Origin of the sequence: Bosea sp. AS-1 (genome assembly GCF_002220095.1) — a bacterium.
In the GTDB taxonomy this organism is placed as follows: domain Bacteria; phylum Pseudomonadota; class Alphaproteobacteria; order Rhizobiales; family Beijerinckiaceae; genus Allobosea.
The window spans coordinates 56623-80874 of sequence record NZ_CP022370.1 but is presented as its reverse complement, the minus strand read 5'-3'; the positions used below and the strand labels follow the sequence as shown (position 1 = coordinate 80874).

Annotated in this window: 24 protein-coding genes and 3 pseudogenes; 9 read left to right on the top strand and 18 right to left on the bottom strand. The window is 63.7% G+C overall.

The genetic code is table 11. The annotated features are described in order from the left end of the window. Nucleotides 1-120: 120 nt before the first annotated feature. Nucleotides 121-339 carry a hypothetical protein gene (locus tag CE453_RS00460; protein WP_089172810.1) on the bottom strand — a complete coding sequence of 73 codons (219 nt, stop codon included), beginning with the start codon at nucleotides 337-339 and terminating at the stop codon, nucleotides 121-123. Between the two features lie 101 nt (nucleotides 340-440). Here CE453_RS00460 and CE453_RS00455 point away from each other — a divergent pair, with 101 nt between their 5' ends. Beyond that, entirely contained in the window at nucleotides 441-650 is a 210-nt protein-coding gene (locus tag CE453_RS00455) for a cold-shock protein (RefSeq protein ID WP_089172908.1), read from the top strand. Between the two features lie 159 nt (nucleotides 651-809). Here CE453_RS00455 and CE453_RS00450 read toward each other — a convergent pair whose 3' ends face one another. Genes CE453_RS00450 through CE453_RS29110 form a run of 3 tightly spaced genes read right to left on the bottom strand, consistent with a single transcriptional unit; the run spans nucleotide 810 to nucleotide 2613 of the window. After that, on the bottom strand, nucleotides 810-1550 hold the full coding sequence (locus CE453_RS00450; protein ID WP_248307712.1) for a cytochrome c biogenesis CcdA family protein: 741 nt from the start codon (nucleotides 1548-1550) through the stop codon (nucleotides 810-812). Then, the gene (locus CE453_RS00445) at nucleotides 1547-2188 is read right to left on the bottom strand and encodes a TlpA family protein disulfide reductase (protein WP_089172808.1); all 642 of its coding nucleotides are present in this window, start codon (nucleotides 2186-2188) and stop codon (nucleotides 1547-1549) included. The genes CE453_RS00450 and CE453_RS00445 overlap by 4 nt, the downstream gene beginning before the upstream one ends. Beyond that, the gene (locus tag CE453_RS29110; protein ID WP_248307711.1) at nucleotides 2188-2613 is read right to left on the bottom strand and encodes a class I SAM-dependent methyltransferase; all 426 of its coding nucleotides are present in this window, start codon (nucleotides 2611-2613) and stop codon (nucleotides 2188-2190) included. Before CE453_RS29110 ends, CE453_RS00445 begins: the two co-directional genes overlap by 1 nt. 542 nt (nucleotides 2614-3155) lie before the next feature. On the opposite strand from CE453_RS29110, the gene CE453_RS00435 reads away from it, so the two are divergent. The 7 genes and pseudogenes from CE453_RS00435 (at nucleotide 3156) to hisI (ending at nucleotide 7617) form a co-directional block, all read left to right on the top strand. After that, nucleotides 3156-3713 (top strand): TRAP transporter small permease subunit, encoded by a 558-nt coding sequence (locus CE453_RS00435; protein WP_089172807.1) that lies wholly within the window; start codon nucleotides 3156-3158, stop codon nucleotides 3711-3713. 23 nt (nucleotides 3714-3736) lie between these two features. Further along, nucleotides 3737-4279, top strand: a pseudogene (locus CE453_RS29405) (TRAP transporter large permease subunit); the annotation flags it as partial. A 146-nt stretch (nucleotides 4280-4425) separates the two neighbouring features. Continuing rightward, nucleotides 4426-5103, top strand: a complete 678-nt coding sequence (locus CE453_RS29400; RefSeq protein WP_282568751.1) for a TRAP transporter large permease subunit — start codon at nucleotides 4426-4428, stop codon at nucleotides 5101-5103. A 153-nt stretch (nucleotides 5104-5256) separates the two neighbouring features. Further along, nucleotides 5257-6300, top strand: coding sequence for a L,D-transpeptidase family protein (locus tag CE453_RS00425; protein WP_198302110.1), 1044 nt, complete (start codon nucleotides 5257-5259; stop codon nucleotides 6298-6300). Nucleotides 6301-6395: 95 nt separating this feature from the next. Then, nucleotides 6396-6590 carry a hypothetical protein gene (locus tag CE453_RS00420; protein ID WP_157732850.1) on the top strand — a complete coding sequence of 65 codons (195 nt, stop codon included), beginning with the start codon at nucleotides 6396-6398 and terminating at the stop codon, nucleotides 6588-6590. Then, nucleotides 6577-7194: an SCO family protein gene (locus tag CE453_RS00415; protein WP_089172805.1), complete on the top strand. Its 618-nt coding sequence runs from the start codon at nucleotides 6577-6579 to the stop codon at nucleotides 7192-7194. The genes CE453_RS00420 and CE453_RS00415 overlap by 14 nt, the downstream gene beginning before the upstream one ends. 6 nt (nucleotides 7195-7200) lie before the next feature. Beyond that, on the top strand, nucleotides 7201-7617 hold the full coding sequence (gene hisI, locus CE453_RS00410; protein ID WP_089172804.1) for a phosphoribosyl-AMP cyclohydrolase: 417 nt from the start codon (nucleotides 7201-7203) through the stop codon (nucleotides 7615-7617). A gap of 39 nt (nucleotides 7618-7656) precedes the next feature. On the opposite strand, the gene CE453_RS00405 is transcribed toward hisI, so the two are convergent. The 9 genes and pseudogenes from CE453_RS00405 to CE453_RS00365 form a co-directional block, all read right to left on the bottom strand. Continuing rightward, a protein-coding gene (locus CE453_RS00405; RefSeq protein WP_089172803.1) for an IS3 family transposase occupies nucleotides 7657-8885 on the bottom strand; the annotation gives its coding sequence in 2 pieces (ribosomal slippage) (nucleotides 7657-8555 and nucleotides 8555-8885; 1230 coding nt in all). A gap of 66 nt (nucleotides 8886-8951) precedes the next feature. Continuing rightward, on the bottom strand, nucleotides 8952-9401 hold the full coding sequence (locus CE453_RS00400; RefSeq protein ID WP_089172802.1) for a YeeE/YedE family protein: 450 nt from the start codon (nucleotides 9399-9401) through the stop codon (nucleotides 8952-8954). Next, a complete protein-coding gene (locus CE453_RS00395; RefSeq protein ID WP_089172801.1) occupies nucleotides 9398-9805 on the bottom strand; it encodes a YeeE/YedE family protein in 408 nt (135 codons plus the stop codon). The genes CE453_RS00400 and CE453_RS00395 overlap by 4 nt, the downstream gene beginning before the upstream one ends. Continuing rightward, a complete protein-coding gene (gene bigR / locus CE453_RS00390; RefSeq protein WP_089172800.1) occupies nucleotides 9802-10110 on the bottom strand; it encodes a sulfite-sensing transcriptional repressor BigR in 309 nt (102 codons plus the stop codon). The genes CE453_RS00395 and bigR overlap by 4 nt, the downstream gene beginning before the upstream one ends. A gap of 29 nt (nucleotides 10111-10139) precedes the next feature. Further along, a complete protein-coding gene (blh, locus tag CE453_RS00385; RefSeq protein ID WP_089172906.1) occupies nucleotides 10140-11432 on the bottom strand; it encodes a bifunctional sulfur transferase/dioxygenase Blh in 1293 nt (430 codons plus the stop codon). 253 nt (nucleotides 11433-11685) lie between these two features. After that, nucleotides 11686-12324 carry a cation efflux transmembrane domain-containing protein gene (locus CE453_RS00380; RefSeq protein WP_089172799.1) on the bottom strand — a complete coding sequence of 213 codons (639 nt, stop codon included), beginning with the start codon at nucleotides 12322-12324 and terminating at the stop codon, nucleotides 11686-11688. 1 nt (nucleotide 12325) lies between these two features. Beyond that, nucleotides 12326-12874, bottom strand: coding sequence for a signal peptidase II (lspA, locus tag CE453_RS00375; RefSeq protein ID WP_318652273.1), 549 nt, complete (start codon nucleotides 12872-12874; stop codon nucleotides 12326-12328). Nucleotides 12875-12932: 58 nt separating this feature from the next. Then, a pseudogene (locus CE453_RS00370) lies at nucleotides 12933-15985 on the bottom strand (heavy metal translocating P-type ATPase). Between the two features lie 128 nt (nucleotides 15986-16113). Next, on the bottom strand, nucleotides 16114-16662 hold the full coding sequence (locus CE453_RS00365; RefSeq protein WP_089172798.1) for an MAPEG family protein: 549 nt from the start codon (nucleotides 16660-16662) through the stop codon (nucleotides 16114-16116). Between the two features lie 381 nt (nucleotides 16663-17043). Here CE453_RS00365 and CE453_RS00360 point away from each other — a divergent pair, with 381 nt between their 5' ends. Continuing rightward, nucleotides 17044-17370 carry a MerR family transcriptional regulator gene (locus CE453_RS00360; protein WP_349236616.1) on the top strand — a complete coding sequence of 109 codons (327 nt, stop codon included), beginning with the start codon at nucleotides 17044-17046 and terminating at the stop codon, nucleotides 17368-17370. 220 nt (nucleotides 17371-17590) lie between these two features. Here CE453_RS00360 and CE453_RS00355 read toward each other — a convergent pair whose 3' ends face one another. From CE453_RS00355 to CE453_RS00330, 5 genes and pseudogenes are all read right to left on the bottom strand, one after another. Then, complete coding sequence (locus CE453_RS00355; protein ID WP_089172797.1) at nucleotides 17591-18082, bottom strand: DUF411 domain-containing protein; 492 nt, start codon at nucleotides 18080-18082, stop codon at nucleotides 17591-17593. Between the two features lie 185 nt (nucleotides 18083-18267). Next, nucleotides 18268-21443: pseudogene (locus tag CE453_RS00345) on the bottom strand (efflux RND transporter permease subunit). Next, nucleotides 21440-22858, bottom strand: a complete 1419-nt coding sequence (locus tag CE453_RS00340) for an efflux RND transporter periplasmic adaptor subunit (RefSeq protein ID WP_089172796.1) — start codon at nucleotides 22856-22858, stop codon at nucleotides 21440-21442. Before CE453_RS00340 ends, CE453_RS00345 begins: the two are co-directional and overlap by 4 nt. Continuing rightward, a complete protein-coding gene (locus CE453_RS00335; protein WP_089172795.1) occupies nucleotides 22855-23253 on the bottom strand; it encodes a FixH family protein in 399 nt (132 codons plus the stop codon). Before CE453_RS00335 ends, CE453_RS00340 begins: the two co-directional genes overlap by 4 nt. Nucleotides 23254-23380: 127 nt before the next feature. Further along, nucleotides 23381-24166: a winged helix-turn-helix domain-containing protein gene (locus CE453_RS00330; RefSeq protein WP_089172794.1), complete on the bottom strand. Its 786-nt coding sequence runs from the start codon at nucleotides 24164-24166 to the stop codon at nucleotides 23381-23383. Nucleotides 24167-24252: the final 86 nt, after the last annotated feature.

Here is a 24252-nt window from a genome sequence, read left to right as displayed (position 1 = left end):
GAGCCCGCCACGGCCAGAGAGCTATCCACAATTTCCTGATCAGCCCATGAGGTCTCGATTGCTCGCCTGAGACATTTCCGCGCCGACATCGGTCGCAATGCGGCTCCCGACCGCCCGTGGCTACTCGACCATTTTCCGGTATCGATCCAGGGTGCGGCGCACGAGGTCGGCCTCGTCGAGCGCGACATGTGCGAAGTTCGCGACGATGGAGGCAACGCGCGTCCGCTCGCGCTCCTGATCGCCGTCAGGAACACTCGGTCTCACCTCGTTCCAAACGAGATCGAACGCCGCATGCGCGCGGGCGACGTCGATAGGATCGTTCAACGAAGAAAACGGCATGGTCCGATCATCATGTTCCGGTGGTCGCCTTCGCGAACCGCCGGATTGTGCAATCCCAGCATCCTGCGACGATGGCGCGCCTTTTTTTAGGAGATGCGACGATGGCGACTGGCACCGTGAAGTGGTTCAACGCCACGAAGGGTTTCGGCTTTACCCAGCCGGACACCGGCGGGCAGGGCGTCTTCGTCCATATCAGCGCCGCAGAGCGAGCGGGCCCGCGCGAGCTTCGCGACGGCCAGAAGGTCTCTTACGAGCTCCCCAAGGACAAGCGGTCCGGCCGGACCTCGGCCGAGCAGCTGCAGGCGCTGTAGTCGCGAGCTAGCGCAGCCAGAAAAGCGCCGCTCCCTCGAACCGGTCATTCTCTTACCCGCGCTGCGATCATCCTCGTCAAATCGTCTCCTGCCGAGGTCGGCCGCGCGGGCGGCACAATGAATTCGACGACAGATGCTTCCTTTCATGAGGTTGGGGTCTCAACCGATCGTCGCGAGGATCGGGAAGCGATCGAGCAGCCAGAACGCCAAGGTCGATAGGTGGCCGGACAGCATCGCCAGGCCGATCGCGATCATCACCAGGCCGGCAAGCACCTGAAGGGCGCGCCCGATCCGGCGCAGCCGACGCAGGCGGGCCGCAAAGCCTTCGGCGAACAGGGCCGCCAGCAGGAAAGGAAGGCCAAGGCCGAGGGAGTAGAGGCTGAGGAGCGCCACGCCATCGAGCGCGGTCGCGGATGCCGCGCTGACGGTCAGAATGGCGCCCAGGACCGGACCGATGCATGGGGTCCAGCCGAAGCCGAAAGCCACGCCGAGGAGATAAGCGCCAACCGAATGTCCGCCTCTGGCCGGGCCCTCGAGGCGCAGCTCCCGCTCAAGCCAGGCAAACCGGACGAGGCCCGTGGTGAAGATGCCGAAGACGATGACGATCACGCCACCGACGAGGCCCGCTTCATAGCGATAGCTGCGGAAGGCGTCCCCCAAGGCCGTCGCGCCCGCTCCCAGGATAACGAAGACAGTCGAGAAGCCGAGCACGAAGCTAACACTCAGGAATAGCGTCGACAGCCGCCGCGCAACGCGAGAGCCTGCCGGTCCCGTCTCGACGGCATTGCCCGCAATGAAAGAGATATAGCCGGGCACGAGCGGCAGCACGCAGGGTGACAGAAAGGAGATCGCTCCGGCCGCCAAAGCAGTCAGGACCCCGATATTTCCAATCTCGCTCACGGCTGCGCGCCCCGATTTCCGGGCTCGGACAGCGTGGGGACATGTCGGGAGATCTCTGAGATCAGCTCCGGCGAATCCCATTCCTTCGGCCCGACCCAGCGCAGCACCTCGGCGCCGTCGGGGCCGAGCAGGAGCGTGGTCGGAAGCCCCGTGATCTTGAACGACCGGACCGCCTTGCCTTCTCGGTCGAGATAGATCGTAAGGTCCTTGATGCCGAACTGTGAATAGAACGGCTTCACCACTTCGGCGCCGTCGCGGTCGACCGACAGCGCGACCACTTCGAAGGCTTTGCTCCCCATCTGGGCCTGCAAGCGATCGAGCGAAGGCATCTCGGTGCGGCACGACAGGCACCAGGTCGCCCAAATATTCAAGAGGATCGCTTTGCCGCGCAGCTCTGCGAGGCGAATGGACCGGCCGTCCGCGCGCTCGAACTTCAGATCGAGCGCGCGCCGGCTCTGCACTGGCGTCGACCGTTCCGACCAGATCGTACTGCTTCCGTAGACGACTGCAACGACACCGGGTATGGCCAGCATGGCCAGCAGGACGTACAGGCGGTATCTTCGTGGTGTCTTGTGAGCGATCAGGTCATCGCCCCGTGTTCGCTGCCTTCCTCCACCGGATTTGGGAGCCTCTTGCATCACTGCGTCCGAACTCCCCGATAGAGAGAGATGGAGCCACTTGGCGTCGCAATAACGGCCGTCTCCTCAACGTTTTGGAATCCCGCGCCGCGCATCAGTTCCGGAAGGACCCCACGGGCATTAGGTTCTGTGTTCACGCGCCCATCGAGATTCTGAATGATGCCTCTGAACAGAAACCGCATTATTTGCGTGCGCTGAAGGCCATAGTCCGCGATGTGAAGCTCACCACCGGCGGCAAGCGCAGCATACATCGCGGTGAGCGCTGCCACCTTCTCGGCCATCGGCACCTGATGAAACACAAGGCTGGACACGATCTTGGTCGGACGCCGCCCTTCCAGCAATACCGCCACTTGTCGCGCGAAGCCGACGTGCAGAACAACGGAGAGGCCGGCGGCTGACAATCGCTTCCGCGCTCGCGCCAGCACGGCCGGATCGGGATCGACCCCATTGAGCTGAGCGGCGGGGCGGCATTTCCCACACGCAGCAAAAGAGAACCCGTGCCGCAGCCAACGTCGAGAATGACGTCGCTGGCGGTAGGGCGCAGCTGTTCAATGAGAGCCCTGCGCCACTGACGCTCGCGAGTCAGCGCCGCGACACCGATGTCGTAGAAGGGGGTGAGCCAATGATGCCCGGCAGCAGGCGTGTAAGTCAGGTCAGGTGGCACGATCAGTCCTCTCCATTCGGCGATCATGCAACCTGTAGCGACTACAGGATCAATACCGAAAAGACGTTAGAGAGTGCGCCGCTCACATTGGCAACGCGGCAGGCGCCAGCCTCAAACGAGGAGCTCGTACGTCCCAACCTGAATCGCTACGAAAGATAAGCCATGGGAGTGCTTGTTTGCACTCCCATGGGCTGCCGTTCTGCGCTGCCGATTTTAGGCGACTACGTAGTGCGAGATGGGAAAATCTCGTATTGATGATTCGCGGTTTCGCCGTGCCCAGCTAGGCAATTCGATGAGGCGGTTATGCGGAGGCTTCTTTCGATTGCAACAGCGATCGACACGATTAATGCCGCCATGGCGAAAATCGTATGCTGGGCGCTGCTCGCAAACGCGCTGCTTATCGCAACCAACGCGATTGCTCGGAAGGTATTTTCAGTCGCCTGGCCGCTGGCGTTCGACATGCAATGGCAATTTTTTGCAGCCGTCGTGCTTTTGATGGCGGCTTACACGCTCCAACGCGACCAGCATGTACGAATCGATATCCTGGCGCAGAGGCTCGGCGAGCGCGGCCTCGCGTGGCTTGATTTGATTGGCATCGTCGCGGTGCTGCTGCCAGTCTGCATTGCGATGATCTGGATCAGCTGGCCGCAATTTGCCACGTCATTTCTCGCCAGCGAAACGCGTGCCAGCCGCGAAAGCATAAGCTCGCTGCCCGCGTGGATCATCAAGGGCTTTATCCCCGCAGGCTTCTTACTGCTCGCTCTTCAAGGTCTTGCCGAAGCCGTGCGTTGCGTGGCGGCGCTTAGGCGAATCGCGCCGCGACCACTGCAGCGGTTCCAACTGATCGAGAGGGAAAATTGACTGCCGAACCGCTCGCCCCAGCGATGTTGGGGGCACTCGTCGTCGTTTTGCTGGCCGGATTTCCCGTTGCGTTTTCGTTGGCAGCCGTGGCGGGCGTCTTCGGCGCTTTTGGCGTGCTTTCGGGCGCCTTTCCACTTTCCTTCCTAAGCGCGATGTACTTTCGCGTCCTGGGCATGTTCAACAATGATAACCTGTTGGCAATTCCCCTGCTCGTGCTCATGGGTCTGATCCTCGAACGGACAGGCATCGCAGAGGATATGCTGCTGGCGCTGAATCGTCTCTTCCGCAAGCTGCCTGGCGGACTGGCCTATGCGGTCATCATCGTCGGTATGGTCCTGTCGCCGATCGTCGGATTTGTCTCGGCCTCGGTCATCGCGCTCGGATTGATATCGCTGCCGGTCATGATCCGTGCCGGTTACGACAGCCGGCTAGCGACTGGCGTTGTCGCCGCCTCGGGAACGTTGGCCCAGGTGGTGCCGCCAAGCCTGGTCCTGATTGTGCTGGCGGAGCAACTCGAAGTGTCGCTGGTCGACATCTATCGAGGAGCTCTACTGCCCAGCATCGCGCTGGTCGCGCTTTACATGTTCTACATTTTCGCCCTGACTGCCTGGAAACCGTTTCTGGCCCCCCGGTTCTCGACACCAGCTGGACAGCCAGAACGGATTGGCGCTCTCGACTGCGGCTATTACTCGACGGCGCTCTGCCTATTGGTTTGGTTGTTTGCGTGCTGGCTTCGGTCGCCTTCGGCGTCGCAACACCAAGCGAAGCGGGCGCCATCGGCGTCAGTGCGGCGCTGGCGTTGGCTTTGGCAAAACGACGACTTAAGCTTGCAGGCTTGAAACAAGCACTCGTCGCGGCAGGCGTGCTTTGCTCCAATGTCGTCTTTCTGCTGATCGGCGCATCCTTCTTCACACTGGTTTTCCGTGGGTTCAACGGACACCTCATGATCGAAGCTCTATTTCAGCACATTCCGGCCGGTCAACTCGGGTTCGTCCTCGCAGTGAATGCGGCGGTCTTCGGCTTGGCCTTCTTTCTCGATTTTTTTGAGATCGCCTTCATCGTTCTGCCGCTGATCGCGCCGATCGCACACACTGCTGGCGTGGATGTCGTGTGGCTGGCTGTCCTGCTTGCGATCAACTTGCAGACATCTTTCATGCATCCGCCCTTCGGTATCGCCCTTTACAATCTCCGCAGCGTGACGCCCGCCTCGATCAAGACCGTGAGCATTTATTGGGGCGCCGTGCCGTTCGTGCTGATCCAGGCACTCACGGTCGTGCTTCTCATTCTGTTTCCGGCTCTCGTGCTTCGCAATATCGCACCTCCCCCTTCAGGCGGGGAACTTAACATCGAGCTTCCGCCGCTCGTGTTGCCTGAACCGGTATTGCGCTAGAAGAACCACTCGCTTTCCCGTCTTTTGGCCCACAGCGGCTATCAAGCCTGCAGGCGGATGATTTCCGCTTGAACCTGAAGCGGCATCAGGTTGTAAGGCCCACACACATCGACGTTAACAGCATATCAGGCTCCTTCGCGCACGCTCCCCTTCATGCAGATTCCGGTCTTGCGCCCCTTTGTCAGATTGGCTGCCGTGCTCGCGCTCGGCGCCTCCGTCCTGTCCGGCTGCGTGGTCGGCGAGGGCGACACGCGTCACCTGCAGCCGCTGCCGGCCAAGCTCGTCTCGCAGATGTCCGCCAAAGGCATGACCGAGGCGGACCCGATCTTCGTGCGCATCTACAAGAAGGAGAGCGAGCTCGAAGTCTGGAAGCGTGACCGCAGCGGTAGATACGCGTTGCTGAAGACCTATCCGATGTGCCGGTGGTCGGGACAACTCGGGCCGAAGAAGCGGGAGGGCGACCGCCAGGCGCCCGAGGGTTTCTATACCGTCACGGCGGATCTGATGAATCCGCGCTCCCAGTTCTATCTCTCGTTCAATCTCGGTTACCCGAATCCATTGGAGCGATCGCAGGGCTATTCCGGGTCGGCGCTGATGGTGCATGGCGCCTGCACCTCGGCTGGCTGCTTCGCGATGACGGACGAGGGGGTCAGCGAGATCTATGGGCTCGCGCGCGAAGCCTTCGCCGGCGGCCAGGCCGGCTTCCAGGTCCAGGCCCTGCCGTTTCGGATGACGGCGGAGAACATGGCGCGGTACCGGAACAATGCGAACATCGCCTTCTGGCGCAACCTGAAGGAAGGTGCCGACCATTTCGACGCGACGCGGCAGCCGCCCAAGCTTGCCACCTGCGGCCGGCGCTACGTCTTCAACGTCAAGGGTGACATCAGCTCCTTCGACCCGGCTGGCCCCTGCCCGGCCTACGAAGTCGAGCCGGAAATCCAAGGCCTCGTGGCGGAGCGCCGCGCCCGCGATGAAAGCCGCATCGCCGAACTCGTCGGCACCGGACTTCCGGCGGCGGCCTTCGCCTATGCCGATGGCGGCATGCACCCGAGCTTCCGGAAACTGCTCAGGACGATGGGGCCCGAGCGGATGCAGGCCATGGTGTCGGGCAAGGTGGAGATCAGCCGCCCGGACGCCGCTCTGGCGGACCCGTTTGAAAGCGGCGACGCCGACGCGACCGGATCGCTTCCCCGGTGACTGATATCGTGGCCCCGTGACCCACGGGCACGACCAGCAAGGGCACATTCACAATCATGAGCAAGCGTTCGCTGTCAGCTGGGGATCGGCGCGCGATGATTGATGCTGCTGACGCACAGCAACGAACAATCAAGCGCAATCGGATCGTGCTGATCCTGCTCCTGGCCTTCGTTTCGCTCGCCTTCGCGATCAACCTCTATCACGTCACCCGCGAGATGCGCGGTCCGGCACTGCAGCAGCAAGGCCTCACCTCGCCAGCATCGACCTTCGTCCGCCATGCAAGCGCTTAAGTGGATCCGCTATGGCGCCTGGGCCGCCGTCGCCATCCTGGCCTTCGTCAGTGCCGCGATCCTGATCGGCTGGTGGCAGGTCGACGGCCCCGGCCGAAAGCAGATCGAGGTCGCTGCATTCGCCGCCGGCAGCCCGTTCACGCTCGTCAACCACAAGGGCGAGACCGTCACGGAAGCGACCTATCTGGGCAAGCCGACGCTGGTGTTCTTCGGGTTCACCCATTGCCCGGAGGTTTGCCCGACGACGCTGTTCGAGATCAGCAACCAGCTCGGCAAGCTCGGCCCCGACGCGGATCGCCTGCAGGTTCTCTTTGTCACGGTTGACCCGGAACGCGACACACCCGCGCAGATGGCGCTTTACCTGCAATCTTTTGATTCCCGGATCGTCGGCCTGTCCGGCACCCAGGCGCAGGTCGATGCCGCGCTCTCGGCCTACAAGGCCTACGCCAAGCGGATTCCGACTGATAATGGTTACACCATGGACCATACGGCGTCGGTCTACCTGATGGACGCCAAGGGCCGCTTCAAGAGTATGATCGACTATCATGAGGACGACGCGGCGGCGCTGGAGAAGATCCGGCTCTTGTTGAACGCGAGAGGCTAGCCACCAATGACAGCTTTCCCCGTCCTCTCGGACAAGCACGCCCTCGAGGACGGCACGCAACTCGCGCCGCGCTTCGACACCAATGGCCTGATCACCTGCGTCACCACCGATGCCGAGACCGGCGAGCTACTGATGGTCGCGCATATGAATGCGGACGCCCTGGGGCGCAGCATCGAGACCGGCGAAGCCTGGTACTGGTCGCGCTCACGCCAGCAGCTTTGGCACAAGGGCGACACTTCGGGCCAGGTCCAGACGATCGTCGAGATGCGCATCGATTGCGACCAGGACGCGCTCTGGCTTAAGGTCAATGTCGCCGGCGATGGCGGTTGCTGCCATACTGGCCGGTGTTCCTGTTTCTATCGCGCCAAGCCCCTACGCGCAGGCGCCGAAGCTCCGCTCATTCGCTTGTGTGCCGGCGCTTGAGGCTCCGTGTGTTGTAGCCCCCAAAAGCCCGGACATTTCTCACGGTGCTGCATGGGCCGCGATGAACTCGCGGGGTGAACGATATCCGAGCGACCTGTGCGGGTGAAGCTCGTTGTAGTGGTCGAACCATTCCGGCAGGGCGAGCATGACGGTTTTGGCATCGGGGATGGGATTCACCGAGACGTAGTCGCGCTTGAAGGTTCGCACGAAGGCTTCGGCCATGCCGTTGCTCTGCGGGCTCTGGACCGGAGTTGTGAGCGGCTCCAGGCCGATATCGCGGGCAAAGCGGCGGGTCGGACCTGCGATGTAGCAGGAGCCGTTATCGGTCAGCCATTCGATGGTCTGCGGCAGGCGGTTGACCTTGCCGAAGCGGTGCTCGACGGCGGTGACCATCAGGTCGCAGACATCTTCGCCCTTGATGCCCTCGGTGGTGGCGACATGGCCAATGGCTTCCCGGTCGCAGCAATCGAGCGCGAAGGCGACGCGGACCTTTTCGCCGTTGTCGCAGCCGATCTCGAAGCCGTCCGAGCACCAGCGCAGGTTGGAGCGTTCGACGGCGATGCGGCCGTCGTGACGGCGCTCGACCCCGCCAGCATGGCGTTCGAGCAGAAGGCCATGGACCTTCATCACCCGATAGACGCGCTTGCGATTGGCGGGCGCACGGCCCTCGGTCAGGGCTTTGCGGCGCAATCTGGCCCAGACGCGAGCATAGCCGTAGGTTGGCATGTCCTCGATGACCGTCTCGATCTCGGACAGGAGCGCCTCTTCCGGCAGGGGCGGACGGCCTCTGCGCTGGGGAGAGCGCCCGGCCGTCCGCTGCGCCAGCCGGGCGGCGAGATGCGAACGGGCCACGTCCAGCGTCGCGGCGACGGTGTTCATGGCAAACCGTCCTTGGGCAGCGACAGCGACCGCAATCTCCGTTTTTTTATATCCTCCGCCAGTTCGAGGGCGTCCTTCAGGATTTCCACCTCCAGGGTCTTCTTGCCCAGGAGCCGCTGCAATTCGCGGATTTGCTCCTGCTGCGCCCGGAAGGCGGAGGCCGGGACCACTTCCTCCTCGGCCGCCGTCGCGGTCAGCGCCCCTTGCTCGGCAAGCCGCCGCCACGTGAAAAGCTGGTTCGGCGACACGCCGCACCGGCGTGCCACAAGGCTGACCGTGACACCCGCCTCGCGCGTCTGCGCGACGATCTCCAACTTCTCCGCAACCGACCACCGGCGACGCCGCTCAGGCCCGGTCAGGACCTCAACCTTCGGATAAGAACCAGTCATAGACACGACATTACTCCCAACCCTTATTTTAAGGGTGAGACCTGTCCGGGGAATTCGGGGGCCGTTTCACCGTGGCATGTTAAAGCCGACTGCTAGGACCCGGTCGTACAAGACCATGCCCGCGGCCATGGCGGCGACGAACAGGAGGACAAGCGGCAGCCCCATCAAAAAGGCGGAAATGGCCGGTCCCGGGCAGAAGCCGGCGAGCCCCCAGCCGATGCCGAAAATCGCCGATCCTATGAGAAGGGGCGCGTCGATCTGCGTCTTCTCCGGCAAATGAAATCGTGCATCCAGAACCGGCTTCGTCATGCTGCGCTGGAGCACGACGCCTGGCATCGCGACGAGCACCGCACCGCCGAGCACGAACATCAGGCTCGGGTCCCAATCGCCACTCGCGATGTCGAGGAAGCCGAGGACGCGCGCGGGGTCGACCATCCCGGATAGCGACAGGCCGAAGCTGAATATCGCGCCCGCAAGCAGGGCGATGGCGGGGCGGGCAAAAATGGGACCGCTCATCTCAGCAACCCCATGCTTGTTGCCGCGACGATCCCAGCAGCGAGGAAGGTAGCGGTCGCGGCAAAGGAGCGTTTCGAGAAGCGGGCAAGGCCGAGGATGCCGTGGCCGGACGTGCAGCCCGAGCCCATACGGGTGCCGATGCCCACGAGCAAACCGGAGGCAAGGACAAGGGGCCAGGTGGTTGCGATGGTCACGGCCGGGAATCGGCCGAAGGCTGCTGCGTAGAAGAATGGCCCTGCGAGAAGACCAACGACGAAGGCTGCATCGGCCCAAACGGGTCTGCCGCCGAGCAGGTTTCCCAGGATGCCGCTGATGCCGGCGATCCGACCGTTGGCGACGAGCAGCAGGACGGCGGAGAGACCGAGCAGCATGCCGCCAAAAAGCGCGGGCAGGTAAGGCGTCATCTCCGCCCCTCCGGACTGCAAAAAATGGCATAGAGTGCCGTGATGAGCTGAGCCGCCTTTTCCTCCGACAGGCGATAGAATATCTGCTTGGCCTCGCGGCGCGTTTGCACGACACCCGCCTCGCGAAGCACGCCGAGCTGCTGCGAAAGGGTCGGCTGACGGACGCCGAGCTCCTCCTCCAACTCACCGACCGAGTGCTCCCCTTCGGCCAGGGTGCAGGCGAGCATCAGCCGCACGGGATGTGCCATCGTCTTCAGAAGGGACGCGACCTCTTCTGCCCGGCTTGCCATCTCCTCCGGCGGCATGGTGGCGGACACCGATTTTTCGATTGCAGTCACCGTGTCGCCCCTAGCGCGTCGAGCGGAATTTTCAGGTAGCGCCGGCCGTTGTCCTCCGGTTCGGGGAGCTGGCCGGCGCGCACGTTCACCTGAAGTGCATGGAGGATCAGCCTCGGCATCGGCAATGTCCGGTCCCGCGCTTCGCGCAGCGCCACGAAGCTGTCCTCGGTCATATCGACGAGATGCGGGTTGGAGCGCTTTTGCTCGCTCACCGTGCTCTCCCATTTCGCATGTCGCCCGCCCGGCTGGTAGTCGTGGCCCGTGAAGATGCGGGTCTCATCGGGAAGCGCGAGAATCCGCTGGATCGAATGCCACAGAACCTTGGCGCTACCGCCTGGAAAATCGGCGCGGGCCGTGCCCGAGTCCGGCATGAAAATCGTGTCATGGACGAAGGCGGCGTCGCCGATGACGTAGCTGACGGAGGCGAGCGTGTGGCCGGGCGAAAACATCACGCGGCCTTCAAGACTGCCGACCCTGAATGTGTCGCCGTCCGAAAACAGTTGGTCCCATTGCGATCCGTCTGTCGCCAGTTCCGGCCAGTTATAGATGTCCTTCCAGAGCTTCTGTACCTCGACAACGCGCGCGCCGATCGCCGTCGGCGCACCGGTTTTCTCCTTCAGATAAGCGGCGGCCGAGAAGTGGTCGGCATGCGGGTGGGTGTCGAGAATCCATTCGACCGTCAGTCCTTCGGCCCGCACATAGTCCAGGATCGCATCGGCATGAACAGTCGCGGTCGCGCCGGACTTCTCGTCGAAATCGAGTACAGGATCGATCACGGCGCAGGCGCCTGTCGCCGAATCGGAGACGACATACTGAATGCTGCCCGTACGCGCGTCGTGGAAACCCACGACGCGCGGAACCTTGGCGTCCTGCCGATCAAGCCAAACTGCGGCGCCGGACAGGTCGAAGCCGTGGCCCTTTCCGAAGATCTCGACCTCCCCGCGCTGCATTCGCCCGTCGAGCACCTCACCGATCGCGTAGAGGGTGAGCGCCCGCATCCCGCTCTTGCAATGGGCAAGGGTCGGCCCTTTCGCCTTCTTCATCGCTTCCTGAAATGCACGGACGTCGGCCTCGGTGATGGTCGGGCCGGTGACTGGTACGAAGGCATAGCCGAGGCCGGCCGAACGCGCGGCGGCGGCTTCGGCGGCGTTGCCCGGTTGCCCTGCCTCTTCACCATCCGGTCTGGCGTTAATGACGGCGGCAAAGCCTTGTCTTGCGAGGTCACTGAAGGCAGCGGGATCTGGTTGGGCCGATACCGTCAGACGATCATCAATGGTCACGGTGTTCATCAGCGCAGGCTCCTGATCATCAAACATTATACGATTACATATAATGTATAATGATGGAAATCAAGGTGGCACCGCCTGCGCTGCCACCGACACTCTGATGAGCAACCTTCTGATGGTCGCGTGGCAGCAGCTCTGACCCATATGCGCCAGCCCCGGCAAATGGCACGGGTCAGGATCATCTTGGCGTACGCCGCCTCTGGGTGTCCCGGAGACTCCGAGCCCAATCCTGACTGGGGTGAGGGTTGGTGGTCTTCTAGTCCTTTTGAGTCAACACACTCGCGCGCCGCGCGTCGCGCGCTTCCTGCAAGATCTCCCAGCCACCCTTGAGCACGAGCCCGCCGACGACCAGGCCGATGATCAGGTCCGGCAGCGGAGATGCGAAGAACATCACCGCAGCGCCGGAGACCGCTATGCCCGCATTGGCCAGCATGTCGTTGGTCGTAAAGATCCAGGACGCCTGCATATGGACGCCCTGGTCTCGATGCGAGCGCAGCAGCCGAAGGCAAATCAGATTTGTCGCCGCATTCGCGACGGCCGCGACTATCATGGCAAGACCGATCGGCTCGGCGCCAACGAAAAACCTGCGCAGGACCTCGGCCAGCAACCCGACGCCTAAAATGATCAAAAGCGCGCCGGACAAAGCGGCAACACGCGACTTAGCCGCGACGCTCCGTCCGACGGCGTAAAGGCTCACCGCGTAGACGCCGGCATCCGCCAGATTGTCGAGCGCCGCGCCCAGCAAACCAGTCGAGTCCGCAACAACGCCCACCGTCCCCGCTACGACCACCTGCAAGCAATTGATAAGCAGCACCCAGATCAATGTTCGACGTTCGGCCACGTCGCTTGGGTCAAGTTCGATCTCGGCTTCCTCGTTGCGACGCTCAGAGGCCATGTCAGCGCTCCGTCTCACCCGATGGTTTCTGGACGCCGAACACCGATCGGAACGGCCGCAGGGACCCCGCCAGCAGCAGCGCAACTCCGATGCTGATCGCCACATCCGCCATATTGAAGGTAGGCCAATGCCAATCGCCGACATGAAAATCTAGGAAGTCGGTCACGGCTCCTTGTCGCACGCGGTCAACGACGTTGCCGGCGGCTCCGCCGGCAATCAAGCCGAGGGCGACCGTCTCGACCATGTTCTCGACGCGCAATGCCCAGACGAGAAGCCCGGCTGTGATCGCCACTTTAATGGCACCCAGTACCAACGGACGCTCAAGAAAGACGTCCTGGAACATCCCGAAGCTGACTCCGGGGTTGAAGCCAAGCGTCAGGTTGAAAAATGACGTAATCTCTATGACGCGCGGAGGCGCCATCACCACCGTCACGATCAGCCACTTCGTGACGACATCGACGAGAAGAGCGGGGACGAATGCGAAGCCCAACCACATCGCACGCTGTCCAACGGACGCTACCGCCACGGTATTACTTTCCTTGCAGGTCATTTTTCATTGACGTCCTGGTGACGACGGTCGCCCAATCTTGACGACCGTCGATGCGTTTTCAGTGGGCAGATGCCGGGCGCATCCCTGGCTGATGGCGCTCACTGGCAGGAGAACCGGTCCCCACTGATGGACCGGCCTTTGGTCCGCCTTGGTCGCGATTGAGAAGGCGCAACCCGTTGAGAACAACCAGCAGGGAGGCGCCGACATCCGCAGCGATGGCGCCCCAAAGCGATGCCAGGCCGAGCACTGTCAGGACCGTGAAGAGGAGCTTCACCGCGATCGAGAATGCGACATTCTGCCGAATGACTGCGAGCGTCGCGCGCGAATGGCGCACCAGCCAGGGCAGCCTCGAGAGATCGTCCGACATGAGCGCAACGTCGGCCGTCTCAATTGCCGCGTCGCTGCCCATTGCGCCCATGGCAATCCCGAGACTGGCACGGCCCATCGCCGGTGCGTCGTTGACCCCATCGCCGACCATGGCGACAGAACCATAACGCCGTACGAGATCCTCGACGGCTGTGACCTTGTCGCCGGGTAGCAGTTCCGCCCGAACCTCATCGATGCCGGTCTGCTTGGCGATCGCATCGGCGGTTGCCTGATTGTCGCCCGTGAGCATCACCACCTTTTCGACGCCGGCCCGATGCAGCGCGGTGACGATATCCTTGGCTTCTGCGCGCACGGCATCAGCAACGGCGATCAGCCCCCAGACCTCTTCGCCGTCACCGACCGCCACGACAGTACGACCGGCGCCAGACAGGGTGTCGGCTTGATCCAGAACGGCTGGCGAGCCGATCTTCCGTTCATCGAGATAGCGGCGCGACCCAAGCCAGACCTCGCGACCGGAAATCCGACCGGTCATACCCCGGCCGGTGATGGCCTGCACCGCGTCGGCTGGCTGGGCAGCAAGGCCGCGTTCCGCGGCTTTAGCCAGAATGGCGCGCGCGATCGGATGCTCGCTGCGCGCCTCAAGGGCTGCGGCCAACCGGAGAACGTCATCCTCGCTGCGGCCGACGAGCGGCACCACGTCAACCACTCGCGGACGCCCCTCAGTAAGGGTTCCGGTCTTGTCCATAGCGATGGCCTTCAGCTTGGCCGGAGTCTCGAGGTGGACTCCGCCCTTTACCAGGACACCCTGCTTCGCGGATCCGGCGAGAGCGGCTACGATGGTCACCGGTGTCGAGATCACGAGGGCGCAGGGACAGGCGATCACGAGCAGCACGAGCGCGCGATAGAACCAGACCTCCCAGCCAGCGCCGAGCAGCAGCGGCGGGACGAGGAAAACTGCGATGGCGAGAACCATCACGACAGGCGTGTAGACGCGCGCGAACTTCTCGACCCACTGCTCGCTCGGTGCGCGCCGGCTCTGTGCGGAGCCGACCATGCGGATGATCTGCGCAAGGGTCGTATCGTTCGCCGCCTTGGTGGTCACGACGTCGAGGGCGCCCTCGCCATTGATGGTGCCGGCGAACACCTCATCGCCCACGGTTTTGAACACCGGAACGCTCTCGCCGGTGATGGGCGCCTGATTGACCTCGCTCTCACCAGCTGCGACGCGACCATCAAGGGGAGCTTGTCGCCGGGACGAATAATGATGTGCGAGCCGACGCGAATCTCGGCGGCCGGTACGTCACGCTCAGATCCATCGTCGAGCTTAACCCGTGCTGTCGGCGGCGCCAGCTCCATCAAAGCAGCCACCGCTCGCCGCGCGCGACCGAGGCTCCACGCCTCAAGTGCCAGGGCAAGCGCGAAGAAGAAGGAAACCGTAGCGGCTTCGAACCACGCGCCGATCCCGATCGCGCCCACGACGGCAACCACCATCAGGAGGTTCATATCCGGGCGGAACCGTCGCGCCGCGAGCCAGGCCTTAGGCGCGACGTAGCGCACCGCACAGAGCACTGCGAGGGTATAGAGGATAATGCTCGGCAGCGGCGTCGAGCCCGCAGCATGTTCGCCAGCCTCGAACGCCGCGATGATGCCGCCGCCGAGCCAGGCGTGAACCGCAAAGCCGAGCGCGGCGAAGACGCCGCTCGCGGCGGTCAGCCACGACTGTATGCGCCTGCGACGCTCTTCTGCCTGTGCCGCTTCGCTGCTCGCCCCTTCGATCCAGGGCTCGGCTCGCAAGCCGGCGCGCCCGACGGCTTTCTCGATGCTGGCCTCCAGCGCAGCGTCTGGCACCATGTCGATCGACATGCGGCCGTTGAGGAGGTCGAAGGCGAGTTTATCTTCGCCCACGAGCGGACCAACCTCGCGCTTCAAGGCCGCGATTTCGTCGGCGCAATCCATCCCGTGGATTCGATAGACAACGCCGCCAGGCTGATTGGTCGGAAGTGGCGGTGCAAGCGCCTCCTGAGCTTGGCCCGCACAGCCGCATCCGGATCCGGCAGTTTCGGAACAGGCAGCCTCAGAAACCGCCGGCGGCGACCACGGCTCAGCTCGCATGCCCGTTCGCGCGACTGCTTCCTCAATCTGACGGAGTGTTGCCCCGCTCTGAGGCGCAACGGTCATCGCGCCCTGCGAAGTGTCGAAGGCAAGATTGTCCTCACCGACGAGCGGCCCCAGCTCCCTCGTCAGGGCGGCCACCTCATTCTTGCAGTCGAGGCCACGCACGCGCAGCAGCATGGCCTCGGCCAAACCATTTCGGATGAGAGAGCCGGACATTCCGGTCTTTGAGATGCCGCTCACGAGCTCGTCGATCGAGGCACGCTGCTGAGGCGCAACCGTCATCAACCCCTTGGCCGTATCGAAGGCGAGCCGGTCTTCACCACCAACGAGCGGGCCGATTTCGCGCTTGAGCATCGCGACCTCGTTCTTGCAATCGAGCCCATCGACCTTGAACAGCCACGCGGACGCCGAGGACGTGTCCGGCTCAGCCAGCAGCTGCGCCCGCATCCCGGTGGAGGCGACCGCCTGCTCGATGGCATCGCAAGCTGGAAGGCTCGGGACGGTTGCTTCCATGACACCGCCTTTGGTGTCGAACGACAACCTGTCCTCACCACCCACGACCGGGCCGACCGCAGCGCGAAGCAGGCGAACCTCGTTTTGACAGTCCAAGCCCTCGACCTTGAAGCGCAACGTGCTTGAGGTGCTTCTCGTCCCGGCATCAGTGGCCATTTCGGTCTCCTCGACTGCTAAATTATCTGGGCTTAGCTCAAGCCTGTTAGCGCACCATACATTCTGTAGTCGCTACAGGATCAAGAGGTCATGAGCCGAATTTATGGCCGTCTCACGAGCGGCAGATGTCAGCGTCCGACAGCCACCAAGCCGACCGCCACTCCGTAGCTCACGATGATAGACGCGGCGGTAAGGGCCATGCCGAAAGCCCGACCTGATGCTCCTTTGGCATAGCCGAAAGCAAAGGCCACCCGACCGGCCAAAAACAGAGCGACCAGCAGAGGGATGAGTACCAGCTCGGGTCCTCGCAACAGCGCTGCAAGTGTTAGGTGGGCGCCAAAGGCCAGAACCGTCTGCTCCAATGAATTCTGCAGCACCGCAGCTCGCACGGCGATTGCTGGGCTGGGTTGGCCAAATGCCGAGCCCCGTATATCTGCTGGCGAATAGAACCGTCCTCTGCTCACCGCGCCGACGCAGCCAGCAAGCCAGAGGAACATGAGAATATCAGCCTTCAGCGTGAACGCGACCCGCTCACCGAGGCCCATCTCCGGGTTGAGGCGGAGCAACCCAGGAGGCAGCCAAACATACCCGGCCGTAAGGACGATCGCCGCAAGAGTGAGCGCGGCGGCGGAGCCACGGATGATGCCCATCTGGTCCGAACTAAAGGCCCTGGCCATTCTCCTGCTCCTCTTATGCCCTCCGCTGAGTGGCGCGATCAGGTGACGTACCGGGAAGCGGCCGATAGCCGCGCCTGTGTTCACACGTCTCCAGCCATTTGCTATATCTACATCCTGTAGTGGCTACAGGATCAACCCTCGATTATATCCATGGCTGGACTATCCCGACGCGGCGGCGATCAAGGCCGCCGCGCTCTTGGTTGAAATCGCGCAGCGCAAGAATGGAGATAAGACCGTCGATGAGCTTCTATTCCATCTGTCAGCACGGGTTCGTCCGCCATCCCGGCGACAACGTCGCTGAGACGCTCCGGCCCACCGCGCGACGGCGCATGCCAGGTGTCGCGCTGATGGCGTCAATCGCCCCTACGGAATGAATCCGCCATGATCACCATCGGAGCTTTGTCACAACGGACAGGCGTCAATATTGAAACAATCCGCTACTACGAGCGGATCAACCTCACCCCAAAGCCGCCCCGCACGGAAAGCAGACGCCGGCTTTACGGAGCCGAGGACGTACGACGTTTGACATTCATCCGGCATTCCCGGGACCTCGGCTTCGATATCCCGGCCATTAAGAGAATGCTTGCTCTGCAGGAAAGCCCGGAGGCCTCTTGTGACCAGGTCAGCCGAATTGCCACGGATCAGCTTGAAGCCGTCGAGATCAGGATAGGTCGGCTTCTGGACTTAAGGGCGAGCTCATTCGAATGATAAAATCGTGCGACAACGGGAGCGTCGCATCGTGTCGGATTGTGGAAGTCCTCGCTGATCCAACTATCCCGCAAGACGCATCGTGAATCGCCCACCGAATGAAAGCTCAGCAAAGGTTGCGAATACCCTTCTTGTACCGGCTGCGGATTCGTCCCGTCCGACTCAACCGACCATGGCATTCTCTCTCTCTTGCCGCGGGGTCATCGCTAACGCGTATAGATCAAATCTGTTGCAGCCCGCGATAGCGGGCAAACAGGCGCTGCTCTCCGGAGGCGAAGAGGACGACCTCGTAAATCTGAGGCGCCTGGCCCGGGATCTCCATTCCGGGCGAGCCGACCGGCATGCCCGCGACAGCGATGCCCTTCACCCGCAGCCGCTCGACCAGCAATCGCTTGATCGCCTCGGCCGGAACATGACCTTCGACGACATAGCCGTCGATCTCGGCGGTATGGCACGATGCCAGGGCATCGGGCACGCCAAGCCTGGTCTTGAGCGGCATGACGTCGGGAACCTCGACCACTTCGACCGGAAAGCCCGCGGCCTTCACATGCGCAATCCAGTTGCTGCAACAGCCGCAGTTCGGGTCACGAGTCACGGTCATCTTCGGGAGCGCCTCGGCGGCCAGTGACGGAGGCGACAGCGCGAGCGCCGCGGCTGCCTGCGCAGCGCCGATCATCAGCGCGCGGCGGGATGGATAGAGCTCGGTTGGCATAATTGTCTCCTTTGCCTTGGCTGTGTCTTCCTCCGGTCGTGCGCGCATCCAGCGCCGTCACCGGAAGAAGACGTATTTCACGAGCGCTGCGATCGTGAGCACCAGTACTGCGATGCCGAGTAGGCCGACGAGGCCCATGCCCCAGCCCATACCGCTCATCATGTTGTGCATCATTGGCTCCTCCCTCATTCGACAGCCGCAGCGAAGCTTGCCGGCGCGGATCCCGATGTTGCCTTATCGGTCACAGCGGCCGCCGGCAGCCGCCAGCCCTTGATCAGGCCGTAGATCGCCGGGATCACCAGCAGCGTCAGCACGGTCGAGGAGACCATGCCGCCGATCATCGGCACGGCGATGCGCTGCATCACCTCCGATCCCGTGCCGGTGTTCCACAGGATCGGCAGCAGGCCGGCCATGATCGCGATGACCGTCATGATCTTGGGCCGCACGCGCTCGACCGCGCCCAGCATGATCGCCTCCTGCAGATCGGCTCGCGTGAATGCTCGCCCCTCCGCCGCGCAGCGCGCCTGCACCTCCTTCAGCGCGTGGTCGAGATAGATCAGCATGATCACGCCGGTCTCGGCCGCAACACCGGCGAGCGCGATAAACCCGACCGCAACGGCGACCGACATGTTGAAGCCGAGCCACCAGAGCAGCCAGACTCCGCCGACCAGCGCGAAGGGCAGCGAGAGCATGACAATGAAGGTCTCGGTCAGCCTGCGGAAGTTCAGGTAGAGCAGCAGGAAGATGATCGCGAGCGTCACCGGCACGACCAGCTTGAGACGCGCCTCGGCCCGTTCGAGATACTCGAACTGACCGCTCCAGGCGATGCGGTAGCCCGCGGGCAGCTTGATGCTCTGCGCGATCGCGTCCTGGGCATCGCGGACATAGCCGCCGAGGTCACGCCCGACAGTGTCCACGAAGATATAGACCGCGAGCTCACCATTCTCGGTGCGGATCGAGGTGGCGCCACGCTTGCGCTCGATGCTCGCAACCTCGCCGAGCGGGACGCTGGCGCCGGACGGCGTCGAGATCTGGACCTCGCGGGCGATAGCCTGCGGATCCGAACGCAGGTCGCGAGGGTAGCGGATGGCGACCCCATAGCGCTCGCGGCCTTCGACCGTCGTCGTCACGGTCTCGCCGCCCATCGCCATCACCACGGCATTCTGGACGTCGCCGACGGAGAGCCCGTAGCGCCCCAGCGCAATCCGATCCGGCACAATGTCGAGGAAGTAGCCCCCGATGACACGCTCGGCATAGGCACTGCTCGTTCCCGGGACGGCCTTGAGCACGGTCTCGACCTGGCGCGAGATCGACTCCATCTGCGCTAGATCGGTGCCGAAGACCTTAACCCCGATCGGCGTGCGGATGCCGGTCGCCAGCATGTCGATGCGTGCGCGGATGGGCTGCGTCCAGGCGTTGGAGATGCCGGGGAACTGGAGAGCCTTGTCCATCTCCGCCTTGAGGCTGTCGAGCGTGACACCCTCGCGCCAGTCCGTCTTGGGCTTCAGGTTGATGATGGTCTCGAACATCTCGGTCGGCGCCGGGTCGGTTGCCGTCTGGGCGCGTCCGGCCTTGCCGTAGACCGAGGCAACTTCCGGGAACGAGCGGATGATCCGGTTCTGGGTCTGGAGCAGCTCGGCCGCCTTGGTGACGGAGATCCCGGGCAAGGTGGTCGGCATGTACATCAGCGTGCCCTCATCAAGGGACGGCATGAACTCCGAGCCGAGCTGCCGCGCTGGCCAGAGGCTGAGCCCGAGGACGGCTACCGCAGCCAGGATCGTCAGGGTCTTGGCCCCGAGAACGCCGCGAATCATCGGACGGTAGAGCGCGATCAGGCCGCGATTGATCGGGTTGCGGCTCTCCGGAATGATCCTGCCCTTGACGAAGATGACCATCAGCGCCGGGACGAGCGTCACCGACAGGAGCGCGGCCGCCGCCATGGCGAACGTCTTGGTGAAGGCGAGCGGCCCGAACAGGCGTCCTTCCTCCGCCTCCAGCGTGAAGATCGGCAGGAAGGAGACGGTGATGACGAGCAGGCTGAAGAACAACGCCGGGCCGACCTCGCTGGCCGCCTCGATCAGGATGTCGATACGAGGCTTGTCCGGCTGAGCCCGTTCCAGGTGCTTGTGGGCGTTCTCGATCATGACGATGGCGGCGTCGATCATGGCGCCGACGGCGATGGCGATGCCGCCGAGGCTCATGATGTTGGAGCCAAGCCCCAGCGCCTTCATCGCCGCGAAGGCCATCAGGATGCCGACGGGCAGCATGATGATCGCCACCAGGGCGCTGCGCAGATGCAGAAGGAACACGATGCAGACCAGGGCGACGATGATGCTCTCCTCGATCAGCGTGCCCTTCAGCGTCTCGATCGCCCGCTCGATCAACCCGGAGCGGTCGTAGACCGGCACGATCTCGGCCCGCCCGGCAGGCTCGCCGCGACCTCGGCAAGGCGCGCCTTGGCGTGTTCGATCACTGCCAGCGCGTTGGCGCCGAAGCGTTGCAGGATGATGCCGCTGGCGACCTCGCCATCGCCGTTGAGTTCGGTGATGCCGCGCCGCTCATCGGGACCGAGTTCGACGCGGGCGACATCGGAGAGGCGAAGCGGCACGCCCCGATCGCTTTTCAGGACGATGTTCTCGATATCGGCGATCGACTTCAGGTAGCCGCGGCCGCGAACCATGAACTCGAACTCGCTGAGCTCGACCGTGCGTCCGCCGACGTCCATGTTGCTGCTGCGGACCGCCTCCCGAAGCGTCGCGAGCGAGACGCCCTGGGCGCGCAGCCGCACGGGATCGACGACGATCGCGTATTGCTTGACGAAGCCGCCGACGCTGGCGACCTCGGCCACCCCCTCGGCACGAGAAGCCGCGAAGCGCACGACCCAGTCCTGTAGCGAGCGCAGTTCGGCCAGGGTCATGTTCTTGGCGATGACCGCGTACTGGTAGACCCAGCCCACCCCGGTCGCGTCCGGTCCGAGCGTCGGCGAGACACCCGTCGGCAAACGCCGCGCGGCGGCATTGAGATATTCGAGCACCCGCGAACGCGCCCAATAGGGATCGGTGCCGTCCTCGAAGATGACATAGACGAAGGAGACCCCGAAGAAGGAGAAGCCACGGACGACGCGCGCCTTCGGCACCGTCAGCATCGAGGTCGTCAGCGGATAGGTGACCTGGTCCTCGATCACCTGCGGCGCCTGGCCGGGATACTCGGTGTAGACGATGACCTGGACGTCGGAGAGGTCGGGGATAGCGTCGAGCGGCAAGGTCTTCAGCGCATAGACACCCGCCGCCACGGCGAAGGCAGCGGCAACGAAGACGAGGATCAGGTTGCGCGCCGACCAGGCGATCAGGCGGGCGATCATGGCTTGGCCTCCGGCTGGGCGAAGCCGCTCAGGGCGGCCTTAAGGTTGCTCTCGGCATCGATCAGGAAGTTGGCCGAGACGACGACGCGATCGCCCTCGGCGACACCCTCGGTGATCGCGACCCTGCCATCGCCGCGGCGGCCGAGCTTGACCTCGCGCGGCTCGAACCGACCCTCGCCCAGGTCGAGAATGACGACGCGGCGCGTACCGCTATCGATCACGGCGCTGTCGGGAACGGCGAGCAGCGGACCTGCGTCACCGGAGCCGATCTCGACGTCGGCATACATGTTCGGCAGCAGCATGCCGTCGCGATTGCCGATCTCGATGCGGACCTTGGCCGTCCGCGTTGCCTCGGCAATCTCCGGGTAAATCACGCTGACGCGTCCCTCGAAGGAGCTCCCGGGACGGCCGCGCAACCGCACCGTGGCTGGTGCCCCGATGCCGACGGCAGCCAGTTGGCGTTCCGGAACATCGGCCAGAACCCAGATCGTCGAGATGTCGGCGAGCCGGAACAGACTGCCGCCGGCCGTCATCTTCATGCCGTCGCTGACCGAACGTTCCAGCACGATGCCGTCACGCGGTGCCGACCAGTTGATCGTGAGCGGCACTTTCCGGTTTCGCTCGATCTCGGCGATGACTTCCGAAGGGACGCCGAGGTTTTCGAGCCGCTGTCGTGCGCCGCCTTCGGGTACGCCGCGCGCCACGGCATTGAGCTCGGTGATGAACTGCGCGCCCGCCGTGCTGATCTCCGGCGAGTAGATGCGCGCCAGTCGCGTGCCTTTCGTGACGCGGTCGCCCGTCGTGATCGGGGCGACCTCCTGGACGAAGGCATCCGCCCGGATCGTCACCACCGAAACCCGCCGCTCATCGAGCTGGACCACGCCGGGCACATGAATGGTCTGGACGATGCTCTGCCGCCGGACTGGTTCGGAACGCACGCCGCTGCGCTGGATGCGCCCGGGCGAGAGCTTGATGACGCCGTCTTCGTTTCCCTCGCCTTCGTAGACCGGGAGGTAATCCATGCCCATGGAGTCCTTCTTCGGAACCGGCGAGGTATCCGGGAGCCCCATGGGATTGCGGTAGTAGAGGACACGCTTCGGGTCGGCCTGCACCGTCCGTTCCCCGGTCGCGGGCTTCTCCTCGAAGCTGATGTCCTGGCTGGCGCGGACGGCCGTGAAGGGCCTGCCGTCCTCGGTCTGGCGCGGCTGCGCCGAATAGACGGGCCTCCGGTCCGGGTCCTGATAGTAGACGACCGGACCGGTTCCGACGGGCTCGTTCGCCGCGAGCGAGCCTTCGATGCCGAACCAGGAGCGCAGGCCCGCCGACGCAATACCACGATGCCCGGCCCAATAGCCTGCACTTCCCGCCGCCAGAATGGCGGCGAGAGCGAGGCCCGTGAGGGCGACGGGTTTCATGGCACGACCTTGAGGATCAGCTTGTTTTCGAGCGTGCCGGTCTCGCCTTGGATCTTGGCGCTGAGCGACAGGCGCCAGCCTCCGGCCATCGTCAGGTTGGTCTTGAAGCGGTAGGTTCCGGGCTCGGTCGCGGGCATCCCCTCGATCGTCGACGCCATCATCTCCATGCCATCGGGCGCCATGTCGATGCGCCGAGCAAAGATCACGGCGTCGGGGACCGGCTTGCCCGAGCGCTTATCGATAAGCTGGACGGCGACAGTAACGCCGTTGCCCTGCTTGAGCTCGCTCTGCACGAGCCGGAATTCATAATCCTTGATGTCCGCCAACGCTGGGAGCGAGATGGCGGCGAGCGGAAGCGCTGCGGCGAACGCGCGCAACATGTTGATAGGGGTCATGATCAAAATCCTGAATGCATCAGGCTGCCGCGCGTGCGCACAGCCTTGAACGTGGCGATGGCCACGGCTCACCGTCCGCCCGGAACTGCCGTGCGGACGAAACCAGCGCTGTCGCGCTGGCGATGCCTCAGGTTCGCGGAGGTCGCGCCGGCGGCTCGAACGGCCGCGAGGCGTGGGCGGCATCGTCGCCGGCCAGTCCGAGAACGGTGACGACCGGCTGAACGAGCGTGACGAAGGCCGTGGGCTCGCTCGCGAAGCACTTGGCCAGGCAGAAGCTCAACGCCGGGCAGCTCGTGGTGCAGTCCTTCTTCTTTCCCTGATCCGGTGGGCAGCACGACATGTCGGCATCCATCGGCATCGCTGTTTCCGCAGCATCCATCCGGCCATGGCGAGCCCCCGCCGGGCTGACGAAGGCAGCCAGTACGGTGGCCGTGACGAACAGGGCCAGAACTAGAGAGTGCGCGAGGAGCCGGAGCTTCATGACATCAGAAATGTCACAATCGTGCCGATTGCGAAAGGCTGGCGATTTCAAGACATCGTCATCGCGGCGAATAGTTCTCAAGAGTCCATCTAACGCGATCTGGCCAATATGCGCATTCGCGCCTTGGCTATCTTCCGCCGCTGCAGCGGTCGCGCGCTGTTCGATGCGCCGGTACCGCTCCAACAATTCCAGGCCGAAGGGTGGGAGCGGGGCTCCATCGCCCCGCGTTCCGCCGGGCGAAGCGACGACGACGCTCTCGTTGAACGCCTGATTGACGCTCTCGAGCGGCGTCCAGGCGCTTGTAATCCATGCCCTGCTGCGGGCGGCGGCTGAGATCGACCTGGTATCGCGGATGCCTTTGAGCAGCGCGATCGTGCCTGGACCGATCCGGGCACCGGAACCGAAAACGATCGTGGTTTTTAGCTTTGCCATGCGGGCGACGATACAGGCAGCTCCGTCCCGCTGTTGCAGTGCGATCGGCTCGGAGGCGGGACATCAATGTCGACCCGTTTACCTCG

Coding starts and splice junctions, on each gene's coding strand:
- CE453_RS00420 (WP_157732850.1), top strand. CDS start 6,396: ATGATTGATGCTGCTGACGCACAGCAACGAACAATCAAGCGCAATCGG.
- CE453_RS00365 (WP_089172798.1), bottom strand. CDS start 16,662: ATGGCCAGGGCCTTTAGTTCGGACCAGATGGGCATCATCCGTGGCTCC.
- CE453_RS00400 (WP_089172802.1), bottom strand. CDS start 9,401: ATGAGCGGTCCCATTTTTGCCCGCCCCGCCATCGCCCTGCTTGCGGGC.
- CE453_RS00435 (WP_089172807.1), top strand. CDS start 3,156: ATGCGGAGGCTTCTTTCGATTGCAACAGCGATCGACACGATTAATGCC.
- CE453_RS00330 (WP_089172794.1), bottom strand. CDS start 24,166: ATGGCAAAGCTAAAAACCACGATCGTTTTCGGTTCCGGTGCCCGGATC.
- CE453_RS00415 (WP_089172805.1), top strand. CDS start 6,577: ATGCAAGCGCTTAAGTGGATCCGCTATGGCGCCTGGGCCGCCGTCGCC.
- blh (WP_089172906.1), bottom strand. CDS start 11,432: ATGAACACCGTGACCATTGATGATCGTCTGACGGTATCGGCCCAACCA.
- CE453_RS00335 (WP_089172795.1), bottom strand. CDS start 23,253: ATGACCCCTATCAACATGTTGCGCGCGTTCGCCGCAGCGCTTCCGCTC.
- CE453_RS00355 (WP_089172797.1), bottom strand. CDS start 18,082: ATGCCAACCGAGCTCTATCCATCCCGCCGCGCGCTGATGATCGGCGCT.
- CE453_RS00395 (WP_089172801.1), bottom strand. CDS start 9,805: ATGACGCCTTACCTGCCCGCGCTTTTTGGCGGCATGCTGCTCGGTCTC.
- bigR (WP_089172800.1), bottom strand. CDS start 10,110: ATGCCGCCGGAGGAGATGGCAAGCCGGGCAGAAGAGGTCGCGTCCCTT.
- CE453_RS00380 (WP_089172799.1), bottom strand. CDS start 12,324: ATGGCCTCTGAGCGTCGCAACGAGGAAGCCGAGATCGAACTTGACCCA.
- lspA (WP_318652273.1), bottom strand. CDS start 12,874: ATGACCTGCAAGGAAAGTAATACCGTGGCGGTAGCGTCCGTTGGACAG.
- CE453_RS00460 (WP_089172810.1), bottom strand. CDS start 339: ATGCCGTTTTCTTCGTTGAACGATCCTATCGACGTCGCCCGCGCGCAT.
- CE453_RS00425 (WP_198302110.1), top strand. CDS start 5,257: ATGCAGATTCCGGTCTTGCGCCCCTTTGTCAGATTGGCTGCCGTGCTC.
- CE453_RS00340 (WP_089172796.1), bottom strand. CDS start 22,858: ATGAAACCCGTCGCCCTCACGGGCCTCGCTCTCGCCGCCATTCTGGCG.
- hisI (WP_089172804.1), top strand. CDS start 7,201: ATGACAGCTTTCCCCGTCCTCTCGGACAAGCACGCCCTCGAGGACGGC.
- CE453_RS00455 (WP_089172908.1), top strand. CDS start 441: ATGGCGACTGGCACCGTGAAGTGGTTCAACGCCACGAAGGGTTTCGGC.
- CE453_RS00445 (WP_089172808.1), bottom strand. CDS start 2,188: ATGCAAGAGGCTCCCAAATCCGGTGGAGGAAGGCAGCGAACACGGGGC.
- CE453_RS00360 (WP_349236616.1), top strand. CDS start 17,044: ATGATCACCATCGGAGCTTTGTCACAACGGACAGGCGTCAATATTGAA.